General features: G+C 43.2%; 21 protein-coding genes and 1 pseudogene. 2 read left to right on the top strand and 20 right to left on the bottom strand.

Features of this window, described 5'->3' with window-relative positions; genetic code table 11:
• Position 1 precedes the first annotated feature (1 nt).
• From deoD to rpiA, 6 genes are all read right to left on the bottom strand, one after another.
• Positions 2 to 715, bottom strand: a complete 714-nt coding sequence (gene deoD, locus A3GY_RS0101705) for a purine-nucleoside phosphorylase (RefSeq protein ID WP_026161874.1) — start codon at positions 713 to 715, stop codon at positions 2 to 4.
• Positions 716 to 1,000: 285 nt separating this feature from the next.
• A complete protein-coding gene (locus A3GY_RS0101700; RefSeq protein WP_018029668.1) occupies positions 1,001 to 1,708 on the bottom strand; it encodes a glutamine amidotransferase-related protein in 708 nt (235 codons plus the stop codon).
• A 9-nt stretch (positions 1,709 to 1,717) separates the two neighbouring features.
• A complete protein-coding gene (locus tag A3GY_RS0101695) occupies positions 1,718 to 2,527 on the bottom strand; it encodes a purine-nucleoside phosphorylase (protein WP_018029667.1) in 810 nt (269 codons plus the stop codon).
• Between the two features lie 148 nt (positions 2,528 to 2,675).
• Positions 2,676 to 3,032 (bottom strand): ArsC/Spx/MgsR family protein, encoded by a 357-nt coding sequence (locus A3GY_RS0101690; protein WP_026161873.1) that lies wholly within the window; start codon positions 3,030 to 3,032, stop codon positions 2,676 to 2,678.
• Positions 3,033 to 3,034: 2 nt separating this feature from the next.
• Positions 3,035 to 4,246 (bottom strand): phosphopentomutase, encoded by a 1,212-nt coding sequence (locus A3GY_RS0101685; RefSeq protein ID WP_018029665.1) that lies wholly within the window; start codon positions 4,244 to 4,246, stop codon positions 3,035 to 3,037.
• Between the two features lie 49 nt (positions 4,247 to 4,295).
• Entirely contained in the window at positions 4,296 to 4,973 is a 678-nt protein-coding gene (gene rpiA / locus A3GY_RS0101680; RefSeq protein ID WP_018029664.1) for a ribose-5-phosphate isomerase RpiA, read from the bottom strand.
• A 130-nt stretch (positions 4,974 to 5,103) separates the two neighbouring features.
• Between rpiA and mnmE the strand changes: the two genes are divergently transcribed.
• The gene (mnmE, locus tag A3GY_RS0101675) at positions 5,104 to 6,474 is read left to right on the top strand and encodes a tRNA uridine-5-carboxymethylaminomethyl(34) synthesis GTPase MnmE (RefSeq protein ID WP_018029663.1); all 1,371 of its coding nucleotides are present in this window, start codon (positions 5,104 to 5,106) and stop codon (positions 6,472 to 6,474) included.
• A 96-nt stretch (positions 6,475 to 6,570) separates the two neighbouring features.
• Here the strand turns inward: mnmE and A3GY_RS0101670 are convergent, their stop codons facing one another.
• The 14 genes and pseudogenes from A3GY_RS0101670 to A3GY_RS0101600 form a co-directional block, all read right to left on the bottom strand.
• A complete protein-coding gene (locus tag A3GY_RS0101670; protein ID WP_018029662.1) occupies positions 6,571 to 7,155 on the bottom strand; it encodes a uracil-DNA glycosylase family protein in 585 nt (194 codons plus the stop codon).
• 74 nt (positions 7,156 to 7,229) lie between these two features.
• A complete protein-coding gene (gene pepV / locus A3GY_RS0101665; RefSeq protein ID WP_408641236.1) occupies positions 7,230 to 8,591 on the bottom strand; it encodes a dipeptidase PepV in 1,362 nt (453 codons plus the stop codon).
• Positions 8,592 to 8,665: 74 nt separating this feature from the next.
• A complete protein-coding gene (locus A3GY_RS0101660) occupies positions 8,666 to 9,268 on the bottom strand; it encodes a nitroreductase family protein (protein ID WP_018029660.1) in 603 nt (200 codons plus the stop codon).
• Between the two features lie 146 nt (positions 9,269 to 9,414).
• Positions 9,415 to 9,741: a bacteriocin immunity family protein gene (locus A3GY_RS0101655; protein ID WP_018029659.1), complete on the bottom strand. Its 327-nt coding sequence runs from the start codon at positions 9,739 to 9,741 to the stop codon at positions 9,415 to 9,417.
• A gap of 213 nt (positions 9,742 to 9,954) precedes the next feature.
• Positions 9,955 to 10,653, bottom strand: coding sequence for a GNAT family N-acetyltransferase (locus A3GY_RS0101645; RefSeq protein WP_018029657.1), 699 nt, complete (start codon positions 10,651 to 10,653; stop codon positions 9,955 to 9,957).
• Positions 10,654 to 10,685: 32 nt separating this feature from the next.
• A pseudogene (locus tag A3GY_RS0101640) lies at positions 10,686 to 10,847 on the bottom strand (nitroreductase family protein); the annotation flags it as partial.
• 132 nt (positions 10,848 to 10,979) lie between these two features.
• The gene (locus A3GY_RS0101635) at positions 10,980 to 11,936 is read right to left on the bottom strand and encodes a ketopantoate reductase family protein (RefSeq protein WP_018029655.1); all 957 of its coding nucleotides are present in this window, start codon (positions 11,934 to 11,936) and stop codon (positions 10,980 to 10,982) included.
• A 68-nt stretch (positions 11,937 to 12,004) separates the two neighbouring features.
• A complete protein-coding gene (locus A3GY_RS0101630) occupies positions 12,005 to 12,388 on the bottom strand; it encodes a hypothetical protein (RefSeq protein ID WP_018029654.1) in 384 nt (127 codons plus the stop codon).
• On the bottom strand, positions 12,385 to 12,834 hold the full coding sequence (locus tag A3GY_RS0101625; protein WP_040803632.1) for a LytTR family DNA-binding domain-containing protein: 450 nt from the start codon (positions 12,832 to 12,834) through the stop codon (positions 12,385 to 12,387). The genes A3GY_RS0101630 and A3GY_RS0101625 overlap by 4 nt, the downstream gene beginning before the upstream one ends.
• A gap of 140 nt (positions 12,835 to 12,974) precedes the next feature.
• Positions 12,975 to 14,771 carry an excinuclease ABC subunit UvrC gene (gene uvrC / locus A3GY_RS0101620; RefSeq protein ID WP_018029652.1) on the bottom strand — a complete coding sequence of 599 codons (1,797 nt, stop codon included), beginning with the start codon at positions 14,769 to 14,771 and terminating at the stop codon, positions 12,975 to 12,977.
• Between the two features lie 33 nt (positions 14,772 to 14,804).
• Positions 14,805 to 15,500: a pyrimidine 5'-nucleotidase PynA gene (gene pynA / locus A3GY_RS0101615; RefSeq protein ID WP_018029651.1), complete on the bottom strand. Its 696-nt coding sequence runs from the start codon at positions 15,498 to 15,500 to the stop codon at positions 14,805 to 14,807.
• 91 nt (positions 15,501 to 15,591) lie between these two features.
• The gene (locus A3GY_RS0101610) at positions 15,592 to 16,485 is read right to left on the bottom strand and encodes an MBL fold metallo-hydrolase (RefSeq protein ID WP_018029650.1); all 894 of its coding nucleotides are present in this window, start codon (positions 16,483 to 16,485) and stop codon (positions 15,592 to 15,594) included.
• A 9-nt stretch (positions 16,486 to 16,494) separates the two neighbouring features.
• A complete protein-coding gene (locus A3GY_RS0101605) occupies positions 16,495 to 18,087 on the bottom strand; it encodes a neutral/alkaline non-lysosomal ceramidase N-terminal domain-containing protein (RefSeq protein WP_018029649.1) in 1,593 nt (530 codons plus the stop codon).
• Positions 18,088 to 18,154: 67 nt separating this feature from the next.
• Positions 18,155 to 19,318 (bottom strand): alpha/beta hydrolase, encoded by a 1,164-nt coding sequence (locus A3GY_RS0101600; RefSeq protein ID WP_018029648.1) that lies wholly within the window; start codon positions 19,316 to 19,318, stop codon positions 18,155 to 18,157.
• 107 nt (positions 19,319 to 19,425) lie between these two features.
• Between A3GY_RS0101600 and A3GY_RS0101595 the strand changes: the two genes are divergently transcribed.
• Positions 19,426 to 19,947: a TetR/AcrR family transcriptional regulator gene (locus A3GY_RS0101595; RefSeq protein ID WP_018029647.1), complete on the top strand. Its 522-nt coding sequence runs from the start codon at positions 19,426 to 19,428 to the stop codon at positions 19,945 to 19,947.
• Positions 19,948 to 20,230 lie beyond the last annotated feature (283 nt).

Here is a 20,230-nt window from a genome sequence, read left to right as displayed (position 1 = left end):
CTTAATCTGCAATCAGGGTTTCTAAGCCCACCTTCATCATATCGGTGAAGGTATTTTGACGCTCTTCTGCTGTCGTATCTTCTTCTGGGTTGACCAAACTATCAGAGATAGTCATGATGGCCAGAGTTTGAACGCCAAACTTAGCTCCCAGATAATAAAGGGCAGCTGCTTCCATCTCCACTGCTTTTACGCCCAATTGCCCCAATTCCAAGTTACGGCTGAAGAGTTTTGGAGAATAAAAACTGTCTGATGATAAGACATTTCCAACGTGAGTTGTCAGGTTCAGGTCTTTGGCGATATGGTAGGCCTTGTCTAAAAGGTCAAAGTCGGCAATCTGTGGCAAATCGTATTCTGGCCAGTCGATGTTGATTATCTTAGAGTTGGTAGCCGCAGCCTGAGCCAAAACCAGTTCGCGGACATGAACATCCTTGTTGAGAGAGCCAGCAGTTCCGACACGGATGAGTTTTTTTACATCGTATTCGGTAATCAGTTCATGGGCATAGATGGAGATGGATGGCATGCCCATACCTGTACCCATGACAGAAACACGGTGACCTTTGTAGGTACCAGTGTAACCAAACATGTTGCGGACTTCATTGAAGCAGACAGCATCTTCTAGGAAATTTTCTGCAATAAATTTTGCACGTAAGGGATCACCTGGAAGCAAAATTTTATCGGCGATGTCGCCAGGTTTAGCGGAAATATGGATTGACATAATTAAGATATAAAGGGCATTAAAAGGAATCGGACAAAATTAAGAAGTTGCTCAAAAACCTTCATTTTCAACAACCATTATCATTTTGTACCAGTCCTTAGCTTATATGTAGTTACACTCTATAAGCTACCCTATTCCTTTCTGTATTTTCAGAATAAGCCTCCCTGCAATTAGGGCGACAACTATTCTGTTTTTAGTTAGATATAATGCGGACTGAGACCGCATTTTTGCAGAGAAATACGGCGTGAGTTTAATGAATACATGCTTTTCTTCGGAATACTTCCTTTAGGTATTTTCAACAAGACGCGTCAAAAACAACCATAAGCCTTGATTCATCGTCGAATAGTCATAGTCGAGAATTTCCCGAGCAGGCTGACAGTAGGGCTCTTCCTGCACTTGTTGATCATAGTTGACTTCATGGGCTAGCAAGGCCTTCACCAAGTCCTTTGAAAATTCCAGATGGCATTGGAAGGCGTAAACCTTGTCCGCATACTTGACTATTTGGCGTGGACAGCCTTTGGAAGTTGCTAATACAATCGCTTGACTGGTCAAACCCGGCATATCTCTATGCCAGTGACCGACCACCATCCCATCCGCCATATCTGCTAATAAAGGGTCTTGACTGCCTTCTTCTGTCAGGTAGATTGGGAAATTCCCAATTTCTGGATAAGGGCTGGCTTCAAATTGAGCGCCCATGGCTTGGCCAATTAACTGGGAACCAAGACAAACACCAACAACATACTTTCCTTCTGCCACTGCCTTTCGAATCAAACTGATTTCTGCATCAGCATCATAGTATGGAAATTCCTCCTTAGTAGAAGCTGGATTTTGAGGTCCTCCCATCACAATCAACATATCAAAATCAGATACCTGAGGCAGCTGTTCATACCGATAGACTTTTGTCATACTGATGTCGTAGCCTTTCATCGCTGCCCAAGCTAAATAAGCACCGGGTGCCTCAAATGTTTCGTGAATAAGAAAATGAACCTTCATCCTGACTCCTTATAATTCGGCCAAAATAGCCTTAATAAGGCCCTTGAAGTTGCCCTTGATTTGTTGGGTGACTTCGACCACTTCTTCGTGGTTGAGTTCGGATTGGAAACCGGCAGCAAAGTTGGTAATGGCTGAAATACCCAAGACCTTGAGGCCTGAATGGGCTGCTACAATGACTTCTGGCACGGTTGACATCCCAACAGCGTGGGCTCCCATGGTTTGGAAGGCACGGATTTCAGCAGGAGTTTCATAGGTCGGACCTGTCACACCCAGATAGACACCGTCATCCAGCTTGATGCCCATTTTTTCAGCAATAGCATGAGCTTTTTCACGGTATGCCTTGGTATAGGCATTGGACATATCTGGGAAACGAGGGCCAAATTCGTCCAAGTTTTCACCAATCAGCGGATTTTGACCAGTCAGATTGATGTGGTCTGTAATAGCCATCAGGGTACCTGGACCGTAGCCGATACCACCCGCAGCGTTGGTGACAATGACACCTTGACAGCCCAAAGCCTTCATGACACGAACTGGGAAGGTTACGACTTTCATTGGATTTCCTTCATAGAAGTGGAAACGTCCTTGAAGAGCCAAGACCTTGCGTCCTGCCAAGTCTCCATAAACCAGCTTTCCGGCATGGCCAACAACGGTTGATTGGCCCCAGTTTGGAATATCGGCATAGTCGATGACAATGGCATTTTCCACTTCTTCTGCCAGTTCACCCAGGCCAGATCCTAGAATCAGACCAAACTCAGGTTCTGTCAACCCTTTTTCGACCAAAAAGTCTTTTGTTTCAATAATTTTTTCTAATAGTGACATAAAATTAAGATACCAAACCCGTCAAGCAAAGCAAAAATTGGGATTTCGCTGGAGAATACTTACAGGAACCTTCTATTTTGCTCAGCTCGTAGGGCGTGTTCAGTTAGATAATAAACCAAACATTCCTTTCTTTTAACATTTTTTCTTCTTACAAATACTCTGACCAGTCATAGTCGGGCATTTTTTCTTGGATAATTTCTAATGGTCGGCAGAGAAAAGCTGCACCTTTTCTTTCAACAATAGGTCTGTTGAGCAAGGCTGGATTGTCAACCATCATCTGAAGCAGGTCTTCTTCGGAGAATTGGGACTGCTCTTCTGGTGACAGTCTGATTAGGGCAGAAGGCTGGGCACCCATTTTAGCCAGAAGTCGCTCTATGTCTGGTTTCGAAAGGGGATTTTCCAGATAATTGACCCAGTCAACTTCCAGGTCTTTTCCGGCTAGCAGTACTTGTAATTTCTTACATTTGCTGCAAGCAGGGTTGAAATACACTCTCAGTTTTTCCATGTCTATACCAAACTCTGTAGGAATGATTCCCCAATCATGGCCTTGTCTACTCCGAAGTTTTCAGCGATGGTGGCTGAAATATCGGAAAAGTGACCGACTGGAAGAGTCCCATGCCCCTTGAAGGATGGGCTGTAAGCCAAGAGAGGCACATATTCACGAGTGTGGTCTGTTCCGGCATAGGTTGGGTCATTGCCATGGTCAGCAGTGATGAGGAGCAAATCGTCTTCCTTCATGGCTGCCAGAATTTCAGGCAGGCGAGCGTCAAACTCCTGTAAACAATCCCGGTAACCGGCTGGGTTGCGGCGGTGGCCATAAACAGCATCAAAATCCACTAGGTTGGTGAAGGAGAAACCTTTTTCAAATTCTGGCAGTTTGATGGTTTCCAACAAGACATCTACACCGTGCATGTTGGACTTGGTATGACCCATGTCATTGGTGATGCCTGAACCGTTGAAGATGTCACTGATCTTACCAACGGAATAGGTTGGCACACCTGCTTCTGCCAGTTTATTAAGGACGTTATCCTCAAATGGCGACACAGCATAGTCATGACGATTGGCAGTCCGTGAGAAGTTACCTGGTTCACCCACATAAGGGCGGGCGATGATACGACCAAGAAGAGCTGGGCGCTCCAAGGTAATGGAACGGGCATATTCACAGATACGGTAGAGTTCATCCAGTGGAATCACATCTTCGTGGGCCGCAATCTGCAAGACAGGATCTGCGGATGTGTAGACAATCAGCTCACCGGTTTCCATTTGGCGAGGGCCAAAGTCATCAATGACAGCAGTTCCTGAGTACGGCTTATTGGCTTCGCGGATGATTTTACGACCTGAAAATTCTTCGATTTTGGTCAAAATCTCTTCTGGGAAACCGTCCCAGAAGGTATCGAAAGGCTCTGTAATGTTGAGGCCCATGATTTCCCAGTGGCCGGTCATGGTATCCTTGCCCAGTGAAACTTCCTCTAGCTTGGTTGCATAACCTGTTGGATTGGCCTCTGCAGGAACGGTTTTGAGGGGGACTTCCCGGGGGATATTTCCCAGACCCAGCTTGGCCATGTTTGGAACTTCAAGACCTACTGTTTTTGAGATGTGACCCAGGGTATCTGAGGCCCCATCTGGTACTGCAGCATTGACAAAGTCATTGGCATCTGGTGCCGCACCGATTCCGACAGAATCCAGCACTACCAAATGAATACGATTAAATCTAGACATAAATTTCTCCTAGTCTAAGATAGCAGGCTGTCCAACCTGCTGTCATATTTTATTTACTTGCTTTTAAAATTTGAATCCCTGACTGGCCGGCTACAATGACCTTGTCAACCATACCATTAAAAAGACCATGTTCGACGACACCAACTTGATGATCCAATTCATCAGCTAGCTTCTCAGGGTCAGGGATAGTACCTAAGTCTAAATCAATAATAAAATTTTGCATATCCGTCACAAAGCGCAGACCATCCTTTTCCCGAAAACTGGGTTTATAGCCCTTATCAGAGAAAAGTCTAAAAAGCCGTTCTGAGCCATACTGCACAACCTCGACTGGTAACTTAAAGGAACCTAGAGGGTCTACTAACTTAGACTCATCAACCACCCAAATATAATCTTTGGTCGCCATGCCGACGACTTTCTCCATCAAAAGAGCGCCGCCACCACCTTTAATACCATTAAAATTAGGGTCTACTTCATCGGCACCATCAACGGTCACGTCAACACCATCCACATCGTCAATGGACTTCAGCGGAATGCCCAATCCGAGAGCTTGTTTGGTGGTTTGACTGGAGGTCGTCACCCCAGTAATCGAGAGCCCCTCTTCCTTGATGCGGCGACCGATTTCTTCCACAAAGTAATAGGCTGTCGAACCTGTCCCAAGACCGACGATCATACCATCCTGAACAAACTCTGCCGCCTTAATCCCCGCCTGCTTTTTTAAAGCCTCCATTTACCTTCCTCACCTCTAATAAAGTCACCCTTATTATAGCATGAAATCGCATACTTGTTCAAAGAAATGTGTGTTCTTATCGGTAACTCGGATTCTTGCACCTTGGTCTTAATTGGGTTACAATAAAGCTATGACTATTACAAGCGACTTTGACACCATTGCAGCTATCGCTACTCCCATGGGAGAGGGAGCAATCGGTATTATCCGTATCTCCGGCTCAGACGCGCTAGCGATTATTCAAAAACTTTTTAAAGGCAAAAATCTGGAGCAGGCAGCTTCTCATACGATCAACTATGGCCATATTGTGGAAAATGGACAGGTTATCGATGAAGTCATGGTTTCTCTAATGCGAGCACCCAAGACCTTTACGCGAGAAGATGTGGTTGAGATTAACACACACGGCGGTCTTGCTGTAACCAATGAAATTCTGCAGCTGGTTATCCGTTCAGGGGCTCGAATGGCTGAACCAGGAGAATTTACCAAGCGTGCCTTTCTTAATGGACGGGTTGACCTTGCTCAGGCAGAGGCTGTCATGGATTTAATCCGTGCTAAAACCGACAAGGCCATGGCGCTTGCTGTCCAGCAGCTGGACGGCTCTCTCTCCAACCTCATTAATAAGACCCGACAGGAAATCCTCAATACATTGGCACAGGTTGAAGTCAATATCGACTACCCTGAGTATGACGATGTGGAAGAAATGACCACGGCTCTCCTGCGTGAAAAGACGAAGGAGTTTGAGGACTTGCTGACCAACCTGTTACGAACAGCCCGCCGAGGGAAGATTTTAAGAGAAGGCCTGTCAACAGCTATCATTGGACGGCCTAACGTCGGCAAATCAAGCCTGCTTAATAACTTGTTAAGGGAAGAGAAAGCCATTGTGACTGACATTGCAGGAACAACCCGTGATGTCATCGAAGAATACGTTAATATCAAGGGTGTCCCCCTTAAATTAGTGGACACCGCCGGTATTCGTGAAACAGATGATGTCGTTGAAAAAATCGGTATCGAGCGCTCTAAAAAAGCTTTGGAAGAAGCTGATTTGGTTCTCCTTGTCCTCAATGCGTCTGAAAAACTAACCAAGCAAGACAGAAGTCTGCTGGAGATTAGTCAAAATAGCAATCGCATTGTACTTCTGAACAAAACGGATCTTCCGGAGAAAATTGAAAGGGATCAGCTTCCGCAGGATGCTATCCCGATATCGGTCTTAAAGAATGAAAACATTGATCTCATTGAAGATCGTATTAACCAACTCTTCTTTGACAATGCCGGAATAATTGAACAAGATGCTACCTACCTCTCTAACACACGGCATATTTCTCTGATTGAGAAAGCTCTGGAAAGTCTTCAGGCGGTTAATCAAGGCTTAGAACTTGGGATGCCAGTAGACTTGCTGCAAGTAGATATGACCAGAACCTGGGAAATCCTTGGTGAAATCACCGGCGATGCGGCGCCAGATGAACTCATTACCCAACTTTTCAGCCAATTTTGTTTAGGTAAGTAAGATTATCAACCATTGTAAGGTTTCTTTTTCACCTCTATGCTATAATAAAGAAAACGTTTTCGAAAAATGACAAAAAACCAAGCTTTGCTTGGTTTTTTAGTTGTCTAAAATACGTTTCACTCGTTCTTGCAATTGGGGCACCACTTCCTCTAGAAACCAAGGGTTTTTGGCCTGCCATAGATTGTTTCTCGGGGAAGGGTGGACGAGGGGAAAGAAGTCTGGCAGAAAGTCTTGATAATGTCTGACTGTCTCTGTCAATGTGACCGATGCACTTTGCTTCAGGTAATACCGCTGAGCATAACTGCCAATAAGCAAAGTCAATTCAAGTTTCGGCAGTTTGCTGAGAATTAGCGGATGCCATTTTTCTGCAAATCCTTTACGTGGAGGTAAATCACCTGATCTGCCTGTACCAGGGTAGTAAAAATCCATAGGAATCACCGCAATTTTGTCAGACTGATAGAAGGTCTCTCTGTCAATACCCAACCATTTTCTCAAATTATCTCCTGAAGGGTCGTTCCAGTACAATCTTGTCTGCTCAGCCCGAATGCCCGGCGCCTGGCCTACGATATTGATTCGAGCAGCTGAAGGGGCAGCAAATAGAGGCTCTATGCCTTGATCAGTATAGCTTTTATTCTGCGGATCTGCCATGATCTGCTGTTTAATCTGGTCTAAATTAACCATAGCTCCTCCTTTTGAAAAATAGACTGTGCCTTAAGGGTAAGATCATAGTCTATTGTCTTTAACTCTCACAGACTCTATTTAATCAATTCATAGATAGCCTCAGCATAAATAGCTGCTGCCCTATAAAGATCCTCAACATCCGTATGCTCGTTTGCCTGATGCATGGTATTCTCATAGTCGGGGAACATGGCACCAAAAGCAACACCTCGCTTAAGAAGACGGCCGAAGGTTCCGCCTCCAATAACCTGCTCGTAGCCTTTTAGGCCAGTATGCTTCTCATAGACCGACAAAAGAGTTTCTACCAATGGGTCATCCATGGGAACATAGTGCGGTGTATGCCCATGCTCAGCCAGACTTACTCGAGTAACCCCAGCTAGTTTCTCCAAAACCTTTTGGATGGTTTCTGGATTTGTGCCTTGCGGGTAACGGAAATTAAGAGCTATTGTATTGTCCTCAGCTCCTTCTTTAAACTGAAAGACGCCGGCATTCATTGTTAGCTCTCCCATACGGTCATCGTGATAAGCCACGCCAAGTTTTTGACCTTGAAAATCGTCATGAAGGAGGTCAGCCGTTACCTCTAAGAAAGCTCTGGCATCTCCTTGAATATCAAAATCTATCAGAAACTTCGCTAGATAAGTAGCGCCGTTGATACCTTCTTGAGGTGTCGAACCATGGGCAGACTTACCAATGATTTCCACCCTGATTCCTTTTGTCTGAGCCTCAACAGAACCTGAAACTTGAGGATGAGCGTCTAAAAAGAGACTTAATGCATCCTCAAGTTCTTGTTGGTCAATGTTGCCAGCAAGGACTGCCGCTGCTGACTCCGGAACCATATTTTCCCGAAGTCCGCCTTCAAAACAGCGGAGCTGGACAGCACCCGCATTAGTGCCGGCAAAATGGAGATACTCTGTGATATTTCCTTTTTCACCATTGATAATCGGGAATTCAGCATCTGGTGAAAAGCCAAAGTCAGGTGCTTTGACCCCTGCATGTTGGAAATAATAGTCCATGTCAGCCCAACCAGATTCTTCGTCTGTCCCGACCACAAAACGCACCTTTTTAGAAACAGGCAGACCTAAGTCTTTGATGATTTTCAAGCCATAATAGCAGGCCATGGTCGGTCCTTTATCATCACTTGAACCACGCGCATACAGCTGACCGTCAATCACTTCAGGCTTGTAGGGATCCGTACGCCAACCGCTGCCAGCAGGCACCACATCCAAATGTGCAAAAATCCCCAGAACTTCATCTCCCTGACCATATTCAAAATGCCCTGCATAATTGTCAATATTTTCAGTTGTGTAACCATCTCGCTCTGCCATGGCTAAAAAATGCTCCAAAGCCTTTACTGGTCCCGGACCAAATGGATGCTGGGCATCGGCCTGACTATCATCACGTTCTGAATTGATTTCTAATAGACTGAAGAGGTCTTTCATCAACTCATCCCGTCGCTTATCGACTTCTGCTTTAAAATTAATCGTCATTTCCTATTTTCTCCTCTAAGTCACCATCAACGACGTTCGATAATTTCATCTACCGGCAGACGGTAAGACGGTTCCAATTTATCATCAGAATAACCGATGGTCACTAAGACTTCTGGTCGAAAGCGTGGGTCAATGCCAAGAACATCATTCGCCTTGGCTTTATCAAAGCCTAGAATGATGTTAGAGGCCAATCCTTGGTCTGTTAAAGCTAAAACCAGATTCATGGCTACAAGACCTGCATTTAAAGCCAAGTATTCACCTTTAGTTTTTTCATCAAAAGTCGCAAAACGAGCTGGCAAAGTTTCCATGAAATACCCAATCATATCATCAGGAAGATTCTTACTGCCAATGCGCGCAATTTTGCGAGCACGCTGAATCAAATCAGTATCGGTAAATAAAGCAATGACATACTGTGCACCTTCAACCTGAGCTTTGTTTAAAGCAGGCAAATCTTCAGCCAAGGCAGCCTTTTTATCTTTAACAATGACAAACTTCCAAGGCTGGATATTATGAGCGCTGGGAGCTAATTGGGCAATCTCAATCGCTGTTCTGATATCTTTAAAATCAACTGCCTTATCATTAAAGTGCTTCGTTGCATGGCGTTTTTTATTTAATTCTAAAAATTTCATATATGGACATTCCTTCTAATAGGGTAATAGTTACTTTTATATTTTACCACTTTTTGAAACGGTTTTCAGCTTTTTCAGTATCTTCTAAAAAATAAATAGGGAAACCTAGGGCAGTAAAAAAGCAGACTAGAAATCTGCTTTTTGATTTATAGCCAAGTGGCAGAGGCCGCAATAATGCCTTTGGCAATTTCATTGTTTCTCAATTCTGCTCTCTCTAAATCGTTAAGAGAGTCATAGAAAGCCTTAACAGGCAGCGATAATTTCTTCTTTTCCTGAAAATATCTCAACGACAAGCGCTGTAAATCCCGACAGAGACGGTAAGATTGTCTTGAAAAATCACGTCCAGCTTCCACTTTCTGTTTATATTCTAACAATAACTCACGTTCTTCTGAATAGATATCTGGATTAAGCAAAAGATTATAGCAATCTGTCATGATTTGATTTTGTTTGACTTTATCGTTTGTTTTCATCATTCAATTCCCTCCTGTACTGAGACATAATTGTAAAAACAGGTGTCCTTTAAAATCATATTTCCAAAAACTGCTCTTAAGTTTATCATAAAAACAGGAAAAAACATACTGAAAACTTTTCCAAAGTAAACCTCACACTTCTTCCTTAAATGGTTTGAAATTTCTTTTCTCTGATTTATCCCAGCAGTCAGTCTCAGAATTTGAGACCATACAAGATTAATAGTCTGTGTTCAAAGGGTGGATTTGATAGCCTTGATCATCAAAATTTGCCGGATCCAGCCAGTTGTCAAACTTAGCTTTCATGGCTTGGTATTCTTCTTCCAGCATGGAATACCAATTGGTATCGCGGCTGCGGTTTTTATAGACTGCTGCTCGCCGAAAGGTGCCTTCAAAAGTAAATCCCAGACGCTTAGCCGCCTGATTAGAAGGCGCATTAAGGCTGTCGCACTTCCATTCATAGCGGCGGTAATGCAGTTCGTCAAACACATAGCGCATGACCAAGTACTGGGCCTCAGTTGCCACTCGTGAGTGTTTTAGTTCCGGACCGTAAAGAACCCAGCCCATTTCCACTACACGGTTTTTGGGATCTATTCGCATGAGAGAAAATGTTCCTATTACCTTGTGACTCTCCTTATCCAAGATGGCCAAGTAGTAAGGATCCTTGGAATCAGCCATTCCTTCAAAATAGGTCCTAAAATCTTCTTTATTTTCAAAACGGTCAATCGACAGATAAGTCCATTGTTCTTTGGGACTGTCAGGACCATAAAAAGTATAAGCATCCTCAAAATGTCTGTCCACATTCAGAGGTTCAACAATGGTATAAATTCCTACGAGCTGTTCAATGTCTGGCAACTGACCGGGCACAAAATCAAGCACTGGTTCTCCAATTGGCTGATCAAAGATATTTGTTAGCATAACTGTCTCCTTATTGGCCCTCAAGAGCTTTGCTTTTTCTCTTCTACAGCGACAAACTTCCAAGGCTGCATATTGTGGGCACTCGGAGCTAGCTGAGCAATTTCGATAGCCGTCCTAACATCCTGATAATCAACCTTTTTAGCGTTGAATTGTTTTGTGGCATGGCGTTTTTTATTGAGTTCTAGGAATTTCATAGGATTCCCTTTCTAAAAAGTTTTTTCCCTATTATTTTACCATAAATTCAGTCTACTTACTGGGATTTGCTGAGAAGTAATAGCACTTTCTTGAACACACAAGCAAAAAGATGGCCGCTAACGAGGTATCGGTCATCTTTTCTTTAATGCTTCTTCATAAGCCTTATAAAAAACAGGTGCTGCTACTTGATCGGCCTTTCCATAATCATAAAAACTGTTACAAACAAAGAACAAGTCATTTAGATTACTGTGTAAAGTCATAATTTGACGTGTCAGACGGTTTTTAGCAAACAGTCGCTTCATAAGAGGTACTGAAATAAAGGTTGGCAGTTGATAGGCAAAAAACTCACTGCGATAATCACCTAAACGGACACCACGAGCTGCCGTTATTTTGGTGGTCTCACGAATGGTTTGAACAGCTTCTTTCAAATATTGACTAGAGGTCATCAGCCGCTCTGCTGACACAGCCGTGGTGTCACCACTCTCCCTATGTCTCCCTATCACAGAGATAACCCCTGCATTAATTCCCATATGCAGCCATATCCATTCCAGCATATCATAAGGCTGCTCCAGACGAATCTGACAATCCGTAAATAACTGAACCAACTCCTGATAGTTAGGAATAGCTGTATTTACCTCTTTTTCCAGCATAAAATGATCAAAAACACAGCAATTTAGCCGATGATCAAGCATATTGCCACCAGCAACAGGATAAGCCAAAATATAATCCCGCCCCTGCAACAATCTATCAAGATAAGAGCGATCTTCCCAAATACCGCAAGCTAGGACAAGTGTTCCAAATATCCCTTCTTCATCAAGTGTCTCAATAACCTGTTCAATTTCACCAGAAGGCACACTGATAAAAATAAAGTCATACCTTGTTGCTGATTGCTTTTTAACCTTATAAATATCATGACTTTCTTCACCCTGTTTGTTTTTTCTGCCGTCCAGAAGGCTGACTTGAACCTCTTTGATAGACGATTTTGGGCTATCTTTTCTGATATAATGCTCCACCTCATATCCAGACTTCTTAAATAAGTAAGCATAAGTTGTTCCAATAGTTCCTAGACCAATAATCAAAATAGTCATCTGAATTCCTCCTCTTTTTAATATCCGGAGATAGCTGATAAAGACCGGTTAATCCCTATGTTCTCTGCTTAGCGGTGGCGTCTTCGAATCAGGAGATTTATCTCATGTGCTTCCTGATTGAGGTAAAAAAGATCCAAAAGACAAGATATAAGATACACCATCAAGCCAATCAACAGCAAGACCCAATTCCCTACATTCCAAGAAAAGACGGCGCTTAATAAAAAAACAATCCCATTAATAATCACTATATCAGTCACTGCTGCTAAAAAAACAGACTGCAGCTCCCACTTTTGCCTGATGAAAAGACTTAGGTGAATTAAAACATTCGCCAACAATACCTGAAAAAGGGTTATCAGAAGAAGCCACTGCACCCCGAAAAAAACTGCAATAACGGCCAGCAAAATCAGAGAAAAGCCTGTCGTCGCAAAAATATTTGTCAAGATTTTTTTCATTTTTCCTCACCTCTTAAAGCAGATTTAACAGCATCTAAATAACGGCGATTAACAATGACTTTTTCACCGTTCAATAAGGTCGCTTCCATACGACTGTTAAAAAGCGGTCGGATTTTCTCCAAACTACCAATATTGAGCAAGCAAGCCTTGCTAACTTGGACAAAACCATTGCTCTGTAAGTCAGCCAACAACTGATAAAGTCGCCAGTCAGTCTGATAAACAGCATCCGCTAAATAAACAAAGGTCTTCTTGTCAATACTTTCAATATAGTAAATATCTGAGATATTGACTTTAATCTGCTCTTTCCGGTCATCAAAACAGTCTATCTGCTTATCTGCACTTTCTAAAAATGTCACAATCCTCTGAACAAGGTCATCTTTTTTAGCATATTTTAAAATAACCTCAGTCTCCTCATAAGTACTATCTTTTATCATCTTTAATTTCATAACGTCTTGATTATAACACACCTCTAACAGCTTGAAAGTGGTTTATAACCAAGTTACAGTGACTGCCGCCCCAACTGCACTAAACTTAGCATGCTTCTATCAAAAAAAGGAAACCTGCTCATCGGTTTCCTTTAGTCAGTTCAAGATTCAGACCGTGTTTCAGTCTCTGAAGTCAAATACCTCTGAACATTCTCTGCCACTTTTTGGGGCAGACCGGCTGCAAGGAGGTCTTCAAGACTTGCTGACTGAATTTTGGTCAGGCTCTTGAAGTGTCGCATCAGTTTTTGCTTGCGCTTAGGACCCAGTCCTTCGATACCATCCAGTTTAGAGGAGAAGGAATTTTTAGAACGCAACTGTCTATGAAAGGTAATGGCAAATCGGTGCACCTCATCTTGGATACGGTGCAGGAGGAAAAATTCTTGAGAATTTCTCGGAAGATCGACCACCTGCAAGGGATCTCCAAAAAGGAGCTCCTGAGTCTGGTGTCGATCATTTTTCTGAAGCCCCGCCACAGGAATGCTCAGCCCCAATTCTTTTTCAATAACGTCTTTAGCAACATTCACCTGACCCTGACCGCCATCAATGATAATCAAATCTGGCGGTGTGAGTTCCTCACGCTTGACACGTGAATAGCGCCTACGAATGACCTCTCGCATTGAAGCGTAGTCATCCGGACCTGTTACAGTCTTTATCTTATACTTGCGGTATTCTTTTTTATTGGGCTTGCCATTTTCAAAGACGACCATGGCCGATACAGGGCTAGTTCCCATGATGTTGGAATTGTCAAATGCCTCAATCCGAACCGGAGTAGCAATCCCCATGAGTTCTCCTAGGTTTTCAACAGCTCCTTGCGTTTTTTGGATATCTTTCTCCAATAAATCAAACTTTTGCTGGAGACTGACTCGGGCATTCTTTGTCGCAAGATTGACCAGCTGCTTCTTCTCACCCTTCTTAGGCTTGATAACCTTACTGTTTACCAAGGCTTTTACTAGTTCCTCATCAATGGTTTCTGGAATAAAAATTTCCTTGGGAATCAAGTTTTTACTGTCATGGTAAAACTGTCCCAGATAAGTCAAAAAATCCTCTTCTGGCTCATTATAATAAGGAAAAAGATTGACCGCCCGCTGGATGAGTTTGCCCTGCCGCACAAAGAAAACCTGGACACACATCCAGCCCTTGTCCACATAATAGCCAAAAATATCCCGATCCATCATATCTTGGGCCATGACCCGCTGTTTTGTCCGCAAGAGACCGATAGCACTGATTAGATCACGATATTCTGCCGCTCTTTCATACTCCATCTCTTCTGCCATAGCCTGCATTTTTTCTTTTAGCTGATTGACAATTTTATCATCGTGGCCATTGAGAAAATTTTTCACATCCTCAATCATCTGATCATAGTAGGCCTTGTCTGTATGGCAGACGGTATGGGCTGAACATTGTCCCAAGTGGTAGTAAAAACAAACTTTTTCAGGCGGATTGGTGCATTTTTTAAAAGGAAAAATACGGTCTAACAGTTTTTTAATCTCATTGGCAGCACCGGCATTGGGATAGGGACCAAAATAATGTCCCTTGTCTTTTTTCACCTGGCGCGTAATCAATAGACGCGGGTATCTTTCATGTGTAATCTTGATGAAGGGGTAAGAAGAATCATCTTTGAGCCGGATATTATACTTGGGCTTATTTTCCTGAATAAGGTTAATTTCCAGCAACAGTGCCTCAATATTGGATTCGGTCACAATGAACTCAAAATCCACAATTTCGGAAACCAGCATTTCCGTTTTCGTATCGTGACTGCCTCGAAAATAAGAGCGGACACGGTTTTTTAAGTTTTTGGCCTTACCGACATAAATAATCGTTCCATGTTTATCTTTATGAAGGTAGCAGCCCGGACTATTGGGCAGCAAGGCTAATTTATGTTCAATCAGTTGGTTCATAATGTTATTTTACCAAAAAAAGCAAGCCTTAGCTTACTTTGACACCTGCAGTAAGGTGCGGATTTCCTGATAAGAAGCCGCTTCATAAAGCGGTCTGACAGAGCTGTCATTGGACAGCCTTTGAGGATTATACCAGAGGGTATCAAGACCCGCCCTGTTACCACCGGCAATATCGGCACTAAGACTGTCGCCTATCATCAAACTGCTATTTTTTTGAAAATAAGCAATTTGACCGGCCACATAGTCAAAAAAGGCTGGGTCTGGTTTTTGGGTTCCTGCCAGCTCCGAAATAAAAACCTTGGTAAAATAAGCTTCTATATCTGAATGCGCCAAACGCCCCTGTTGAATTTTGGCAATCCCATTTGTCGCCGCATAAATCTGATAACCTGACTGCCTCAAATCATCGAGCAGCTGGGCCGCCCCCTTATAGGTCTGGCCTTGCTGACTGAGGAAATACTGATATCTTGAGGCAAAATACTTGCCATCCACCTCATGTCCAAAATGAGCAAAAAGCCGCTGAAAGCGGGTGTCCACCAGCTCCTGCTTAGTCAGCTTTTTAGCTTCCAAATCACGCCATAGCTGCTTGTTCATGGGGATGTAGTAGTTTTTATAGGCCGAAATCTCCTTAACTCCCTCATCTGCCAGCAGCATATCAAGCGCAATATCCTCTGCGGCATCAAAATCAAGCAGGGTATGGTCAAGGTCGAAAAGTAAGAATTTGTAAGACAATGTGGGGGTTCCTTTCAAGCTCAATAATCTATACAGCCAGTATACCATAACAACAAAGAACCAGCATCACTAGCTGGTTCTTCTTCTGGAGCTACTCCGTCTTGAAGGTCACTTCCATCCCTTGGTAGGAAATGCGGCCAGACTCCTTTTCCTCGTCGGTCAAGTCGCCGTCGATGATTTTGTTGACGATGGTCAGGCCTTTTTCCACGTCTTCCAGGGTCATAGCAGTATTGACATGGCCGCCGTAGGCTGCAGTGACCCGTCCGCTCTCAAAGAGTTCTTTGAGTTTGAGGAGGGTTTCTTTCTGGGTTTCAGGGGAGAGGCTTTCCTCGAGGCCTAGGAGAAAGCCACCCTTTGTCAGCGCATCGCCGACAAAGACTGACTTGGTCGCATCGTCAATCAAGCCGATAGAGCCTGGCGTGTGGCCTGGTAGCTCAATGATTTCAAGGTTGCGTCCGGCAAAGTCGAAGCTGCCACTTTCAGGCAAAGCCAGGACATCTTCCTTGATGGGAGTATTGTAGATGGTTTCATTTTCAGCTGACAGTAGGAGTTGGATCAGGGGCGAGATCTCATCCATCTTCTCTTTTACTTTTTCAACCGTGTTATACTCCGCATAGACCTGGGCGTCTTTTTCAGACTGATAGACCGTCTCAAAGTAATGGTTGCCACGGGTATGGTCGTAATGCCCATGGGTGTTGATGACGGTGACAGGTAGGTCAGTGATTTCCTTGATACCTGCTGGTAAGTCAGATAGACCGTTACCCGTATCAATCAAAATCGCGTCTTCTTCTCCGACCAGGAGATAAATACCAGATTGATTCATGCCTTCAGCGATGGCGTAGGTATTGTCTGCGATTTCTACAAATTCGGGCACAGTGACTTGCCCCATGCGGCGGATTTGCCAGTAGCCAAGCCCTGCAACAATGATAAGCAGACTTGACAGACCAAGCAAGATTTTCTTCCAGTGTTTTTTGAGTTTTTTCATGTATTTTCCTTATTTTTCCATCTCTGCAAAGAGGTCAGTAAAACCTTCAACAAGCGCTTTTTGACCCGCACCTTTTTTGGTCTTGGCGTTACCAGCTTCAAAGGCATTATGGTCATACCCCCAGTCATCAGCGATGTAGCCTTGATAACCGTTGGTAATCATGACTAACATGGTGTTTTCGACAGGCGAGGTCGCAGTCACAGCTTGACCGATTGAGCTGACAATCTCGGCATCAACACCTTGGAACATGACATCGCCGATTTGGAAAATGCGGAGCCTGTAATCAATCGTTTCGCCTTCTTCTGCTGCTTCTGCTTGGACAACCTTTTCAGCACTGTAAATGGTGCCATCTGTTTTATCTGCCACTAGATTTTCATTTGCAGCTAAAATATCGCGGGCATGGATTTCAGAAAGATAGTCAAGGACATTATAACTGGCAGCACCAAGATTACTTACGGCAGGGTTGCTACCGCCTGTTGGACCGCCGTATTGGGCACGGAGGCCAGGATTTTGGTCACCCGCAGCCCCGACACTATAAAGCACAGCACCGCTATCCAGCATATTTTCTAATTTACGACTGGTATAACCAGCTAAATCACTAGTCCAGTGGGTACGAAGGCCACCAACCAGAGCCCCATTTGCAACCACAGAATGCACAGCATAATTGACAACAAGACCAATATTGTCGCCGTCCAAACTTTCAAATCGCATCACGCGGACCGTTTTATCACTGTAACGGTCAAAATTACTGCCAAGGACAGATTTTTCCCCGTCCATATCACGGTTAACATTGACATTTGAGGTGCCAGTGCCATAACCATAGCGAGCAGGCACCATATTTTGGCGGGCTTCATCGACGGTTTTTAGCAAGGTTTCCTTGACTTGACCGTACCACTCAGTGATTTTGGCTGCGTCTGTTCCATGGAAGTCCATGAGGGAAACTGGCGTCGCCCCATGCGTATGGGTCGCACTGATAAAAATATTCTCAACAGGAATGCCCGTGTGCTCACTGAGCGTTTTCAGGGTCTCATCGGCTTCTGGCACAAAAGTCATGTCCAGCGTGATGTAGAGAGCTTCTTGCTTGCCATCTGAAATAGCTAGTACTCTGGCATAGACAGGGTCCACCACTCGGTCAAACTTCAAGACCGACAGAAGGGGCATAGGAAACATGTAATCCAAGGGGGTGATGTCTCCTTTGGCAGAACCAGCCATGAAGCTACTGCCGTCCATTTTAGCTGCTGTTCCTGTAAAGCTTGTTTCAATCTTGGGTTCATAACTCGCTATTTCTTGCTTGAAGATGATAGTATTGATAACAAGACTAAGTAGCGAGAGCACAGACAAGGTAACCAAAGCAATTCTTTTTTTAGTTGTTTTCTTGACCAATAACCAAGCGTGTAAGCCAATGAGAGCTAAGGCAGTGAGAATGAAAATAGCAGGTTGCTTAGCAATCCAAAAGGTAGCATCCGATAAATAAATAATACCACGGAAAGCAGCTAGGCTAGCGACAGCAAAACCGATTGTCAGCAGACTCAAAAGTATCATGAGTTTTTCTTTAGTGCTGCGTTTTTTCTTTCGAGTATTCTTTTTGAATAATTTGAACATGATTTTTTTCCTTCAAATACTTAGTGGGCATCATAATGCACTTGTCGTATTATTTCTAAACGAATTCCTATTTTTTGACCGATAATCCATCAATAGATTCTGCAAAGTTAGTGATAAGACTAACGTTTGCTTGGAGATTAACACCGTGGTTTGAGTAAGGTAGACTCACAAGCTCTGCTTGTCCACCTGCTGCTTTTACTTTTGCGACATAATCTTCTGAACCCGTCACAGTGACCAAAGTATCTTTTTCCCCATGAATGATGTAGATAGGTGGAAGCTCCTTGCTAATATAGTTGCGAGTTTCAACCGTAGCAAGTCTGTCTTGATATTCTGTGAGGTCCCCACCGATATATTTTTCGACAATATTTGGAATTGGATCGGTTGATAAATAACGACCATTTTTTGATGTCCATTTCAAATCAATAGCAGGATACATGACCCCAACCGCATTTGGTTTGGGTGCATTTAATTGACCATTAGTAACTAATCCAGTGTAGAGAAGAGCTAAGTGTCCACCAGCAGATTCACCTGAAAGAATCAAGCGACTGCTGTCCCCACCATAATTGCTAGCATTAGCCTTAATCCAATTCATCGCATCCGCAATATCTTCTGTCGCTTTTTCCCAAGTAGGATCCTCATCAGTCGCGAGTCGATAGTTAATACTGAAAACCACATAGCCACGATTAGCCATCCCTCTTAAAAAACCAGACTGAGACTCTGAATCCCCAGAAGCCCATCCGCCCCCATGTATATAGACTAAAATAGGTTGTGAATTATCACCATAGGATTCCCCATTTTCATAAATGGATACCGTTAAATCTTTGTTTTCTTTATTTGCATAAGTTTTGTAACCATCAGGCTTTGCTGTTAGGGGTATGCTAGTTTCACCGAGTAAGGTCAGTTCACCTCCATTATCCTCAACGATTTTTTTAGATTGTTGCCATTCAACTGTTCCAAAAAGCAGTGCAAAAGAACTCATTAAAGCAAGAATAACCAAGCCTTTGTTCTGTTTATTTTTTTGGCGGTAATTTTTCCAAAGGGCAAGCATAGCCAGGAAAAATATAATCACAACTGCAATTAACACTGGGCCAGCTACTAATGGAAATAATATAGTAGCAATTTGTGTCATGATGTTTTGATAGTTGCCTAAAACACCAAGAAAAATGAATAGAGACAAGAGTGTCACAAAAATCCCTAAAGCAATAAGTGTGTTATAAATAAATTTTTTCATGATTTTCTCCTTTTCGACTTTACAAGTGTAACATTTCTTTGTTATAATCGCAACGATAACTAGTGCAATCATGAAAAATGAAACAAAAAGAAGGGAACTGTAACATCATGAACAACCAAGAAAAGCAAACGTTTGCCAAAAAGTCTCTGACTCAAGCGCTCTTAAAACTCTTAAAAGAAAAGTCGCTTCAAGACATCACAATCAGTGAGCTCGCTAGAGAATCGCAAATTAGCCGGGTATCATTCTACCGCAATTATCCAACTATGGAAGCCATTTTGGAAGAACGCATTCATCAACTCCTCCACGAGTGGAACCAAGAAAATCAAGCAGCCTTCGAAACCGATTTGAGGGAAAACGGTCGAAACGACCTGCAATTAGCCAGTTTATTTGGACATATCAAAGAGCAGGAGGATTTTTACACGTTACTATTTGAGAGAGATTTATTACAATTGATGATTCCCCAACTCAAAATAGTCCTGATACCTTCAGAAACATCTGATCACTTTGCCGCCTATCTAGAAGCCTTCTCCCTTTATGGCATCTATGGCTGGATCCAAGAGTGGATCAAAAGAGGAATGACCGAATCCGCAGACGAACTCGAACAATGGCTCAGAATGCGCGAGATTTGATGCGAATGTTTACCACTATTCAACGATTTTCAACAATCTAAACGATTACTTTGTTCTGTGCAATATTCGCATCTACCTTTATAGGAGATGCAATCTAATGTTCAACTCAAAATGTCACTACAACAGAAAATCCCTTGAAACCAAACGATTTCAAGGGATTTTCGTATATTTGCATCACTTGCCTTCTTCTCAGTTCGAAAAGTAGAAATTTGTAACCCAAGAGAGAAGCCTTTCATACAGGAATGAGCCCTATTGTAGCATAAGCCTAAAGACAGGGCTGCTC

The sequence above is a fragment of the Streptococcus ferus DSM 20646 genome (assembly GCF_000372425.1).
Lineage (GTDB): Bacteria > Bacillota > Bacilli > Lactobacillales > Streptococcaceae > Streptococcus > Streptococcus ferus.
The sequence above is the reverse complement of the archived record's forward strand: the minus strand, read 5'-3'. Positions and strand labels throughout refer to the sequence as shown.

Coding starts and splice junctions, on each gene's coding strand:
- A3GY_RS0101655 (WP_018029659.1), bottom strand. CDS start 9,741: ATGATGAAAACAAACGATAAAGTCAAACAAAATCAAATCATGACAGAT.
- A3GY_RS0101600 (WP_018029648.1), bottom strand. CDS start 19,318: ATGAAAAAATTTATTTATAACACACTTATTGCTTTAGGGATTTTTGTG.
- A3GY_RS0101630 (WP_018029654.1), bottom strand. CDS start 12,388: ATGAAAAAAATCTTGACAAATATTTTTGCGACGACAGGCTTTTCTCTG.
- A3GY_RS0101635 (WP_018029655.1), bottom strand. CDS start 11,936: ATGACTATTTTGATTATTGGTCTAGGAACTATTGGAACAACTTATGCT.
- A3GY_RS0101660 (WP_018029660.1), bottom strand. CDS start 9,268: ATGAAATTTTTAGAATTAAATAAAAAACGCCATGCAACGAAGCACTTT.
- pepV (WP_408641236.1), bottom strand. CDS start 8,591: ATGAAAGACCTCTTCAGTCTATTAGAAATCAATTCAGAACGTGATGAT.
- uvrC (WP_018029652.1), bottom strand. CDS start 14,771: ATGAACCAACTGATTGAACATAAATTAGCCTTGCTGCCCAATAGTCCG.
- A3GY_RS0101595 (WP_018029647.1), top strand. CDS start 19,426: ATGAACAACCAAGAAAAGCAAACGTTTGCCAAAAAGTCTCTGACTCAA.
- rpiA (WP_018029664.1), bottom strand. CDS start 4,973: ATGGAGGCTTTAAAAAAGCAGGCGGGGATTAAGGCGGCAGAGTTTGTT.
- mnmE (WP_018029663.1), top strand. CDS start 5,104: ATGACTATTACAAGCGACTTTGACACCATTGCAGCTATCGCTACTCCC.
- A3GY_RS0101685 (WP_018029665.1), bottom strand. CDS start 4,246: ATGTCTAGATTTAATCGTATTCATTTGGTAGTGCTGGATTCTGTCGGA.
- deoD (WP_026161874.1), bottom strand. CDS start 715: ATGTCAATCCATATTTCCGCTAAACCTGGCGACATCGCCGATAAAATT.
- A3GY_RS0101695 (WP_018029667.1), bottom strand. CDS start 2,527: ATGTCACTATTAGAAAAAATTATTGAAACAAAAGACTTTTTGGTCGAA.
- A3GY_RS0101670 (WP_018029662.1), bottom strand. CDS start 7,155: ATGGTTAATTTAGACCAGATTAAACAGCAGATCATGGCAGATCCGCAG.
- A3GY_RS0101605 (WP_018029649.1), bottom strand. CDS start 18,087: ATGTTCAAATTATTCAAAAAGAATACTCGAAAGAAAAAACGCAGCACT.
- A3GY_RS0101610 (WP_018029650.1), bottom strand. CDS start 16,485: ATGAAAAAACTCAAAAAACACTGGAAGAAAATCTTGCTTGGTCTGTCA.
- A3GY_RS0101625 (WP_040803632.1), bottom strand. CDS start 12,834: ATGAAATTAAAGATGATAAAAGATAGTACTTATGAGGAGACTGAGGTT.
- A3GY_RS0101690 (WP_026161873.1), bottom strand. CDS start 3,032: ATGGAAAAACTGAGAGTGTATTTCAACCCTGCTTGCAGCAAATGTAAG.
- A3GY_RS0101645 (WP_018029657.1), bottom strand. CDS start 10,653: ATGCTAACAAATATCTTTGATCAGCCAATTGGAGAACCAGTGCTTGAT.
- A3GY_RS0101700 (WP_018029668.1), bottom strand. CDS start 1,708: ATGAAGGTTCATTTTCTTATTCACGAAACATTTGAGGCACCCGGTGCT.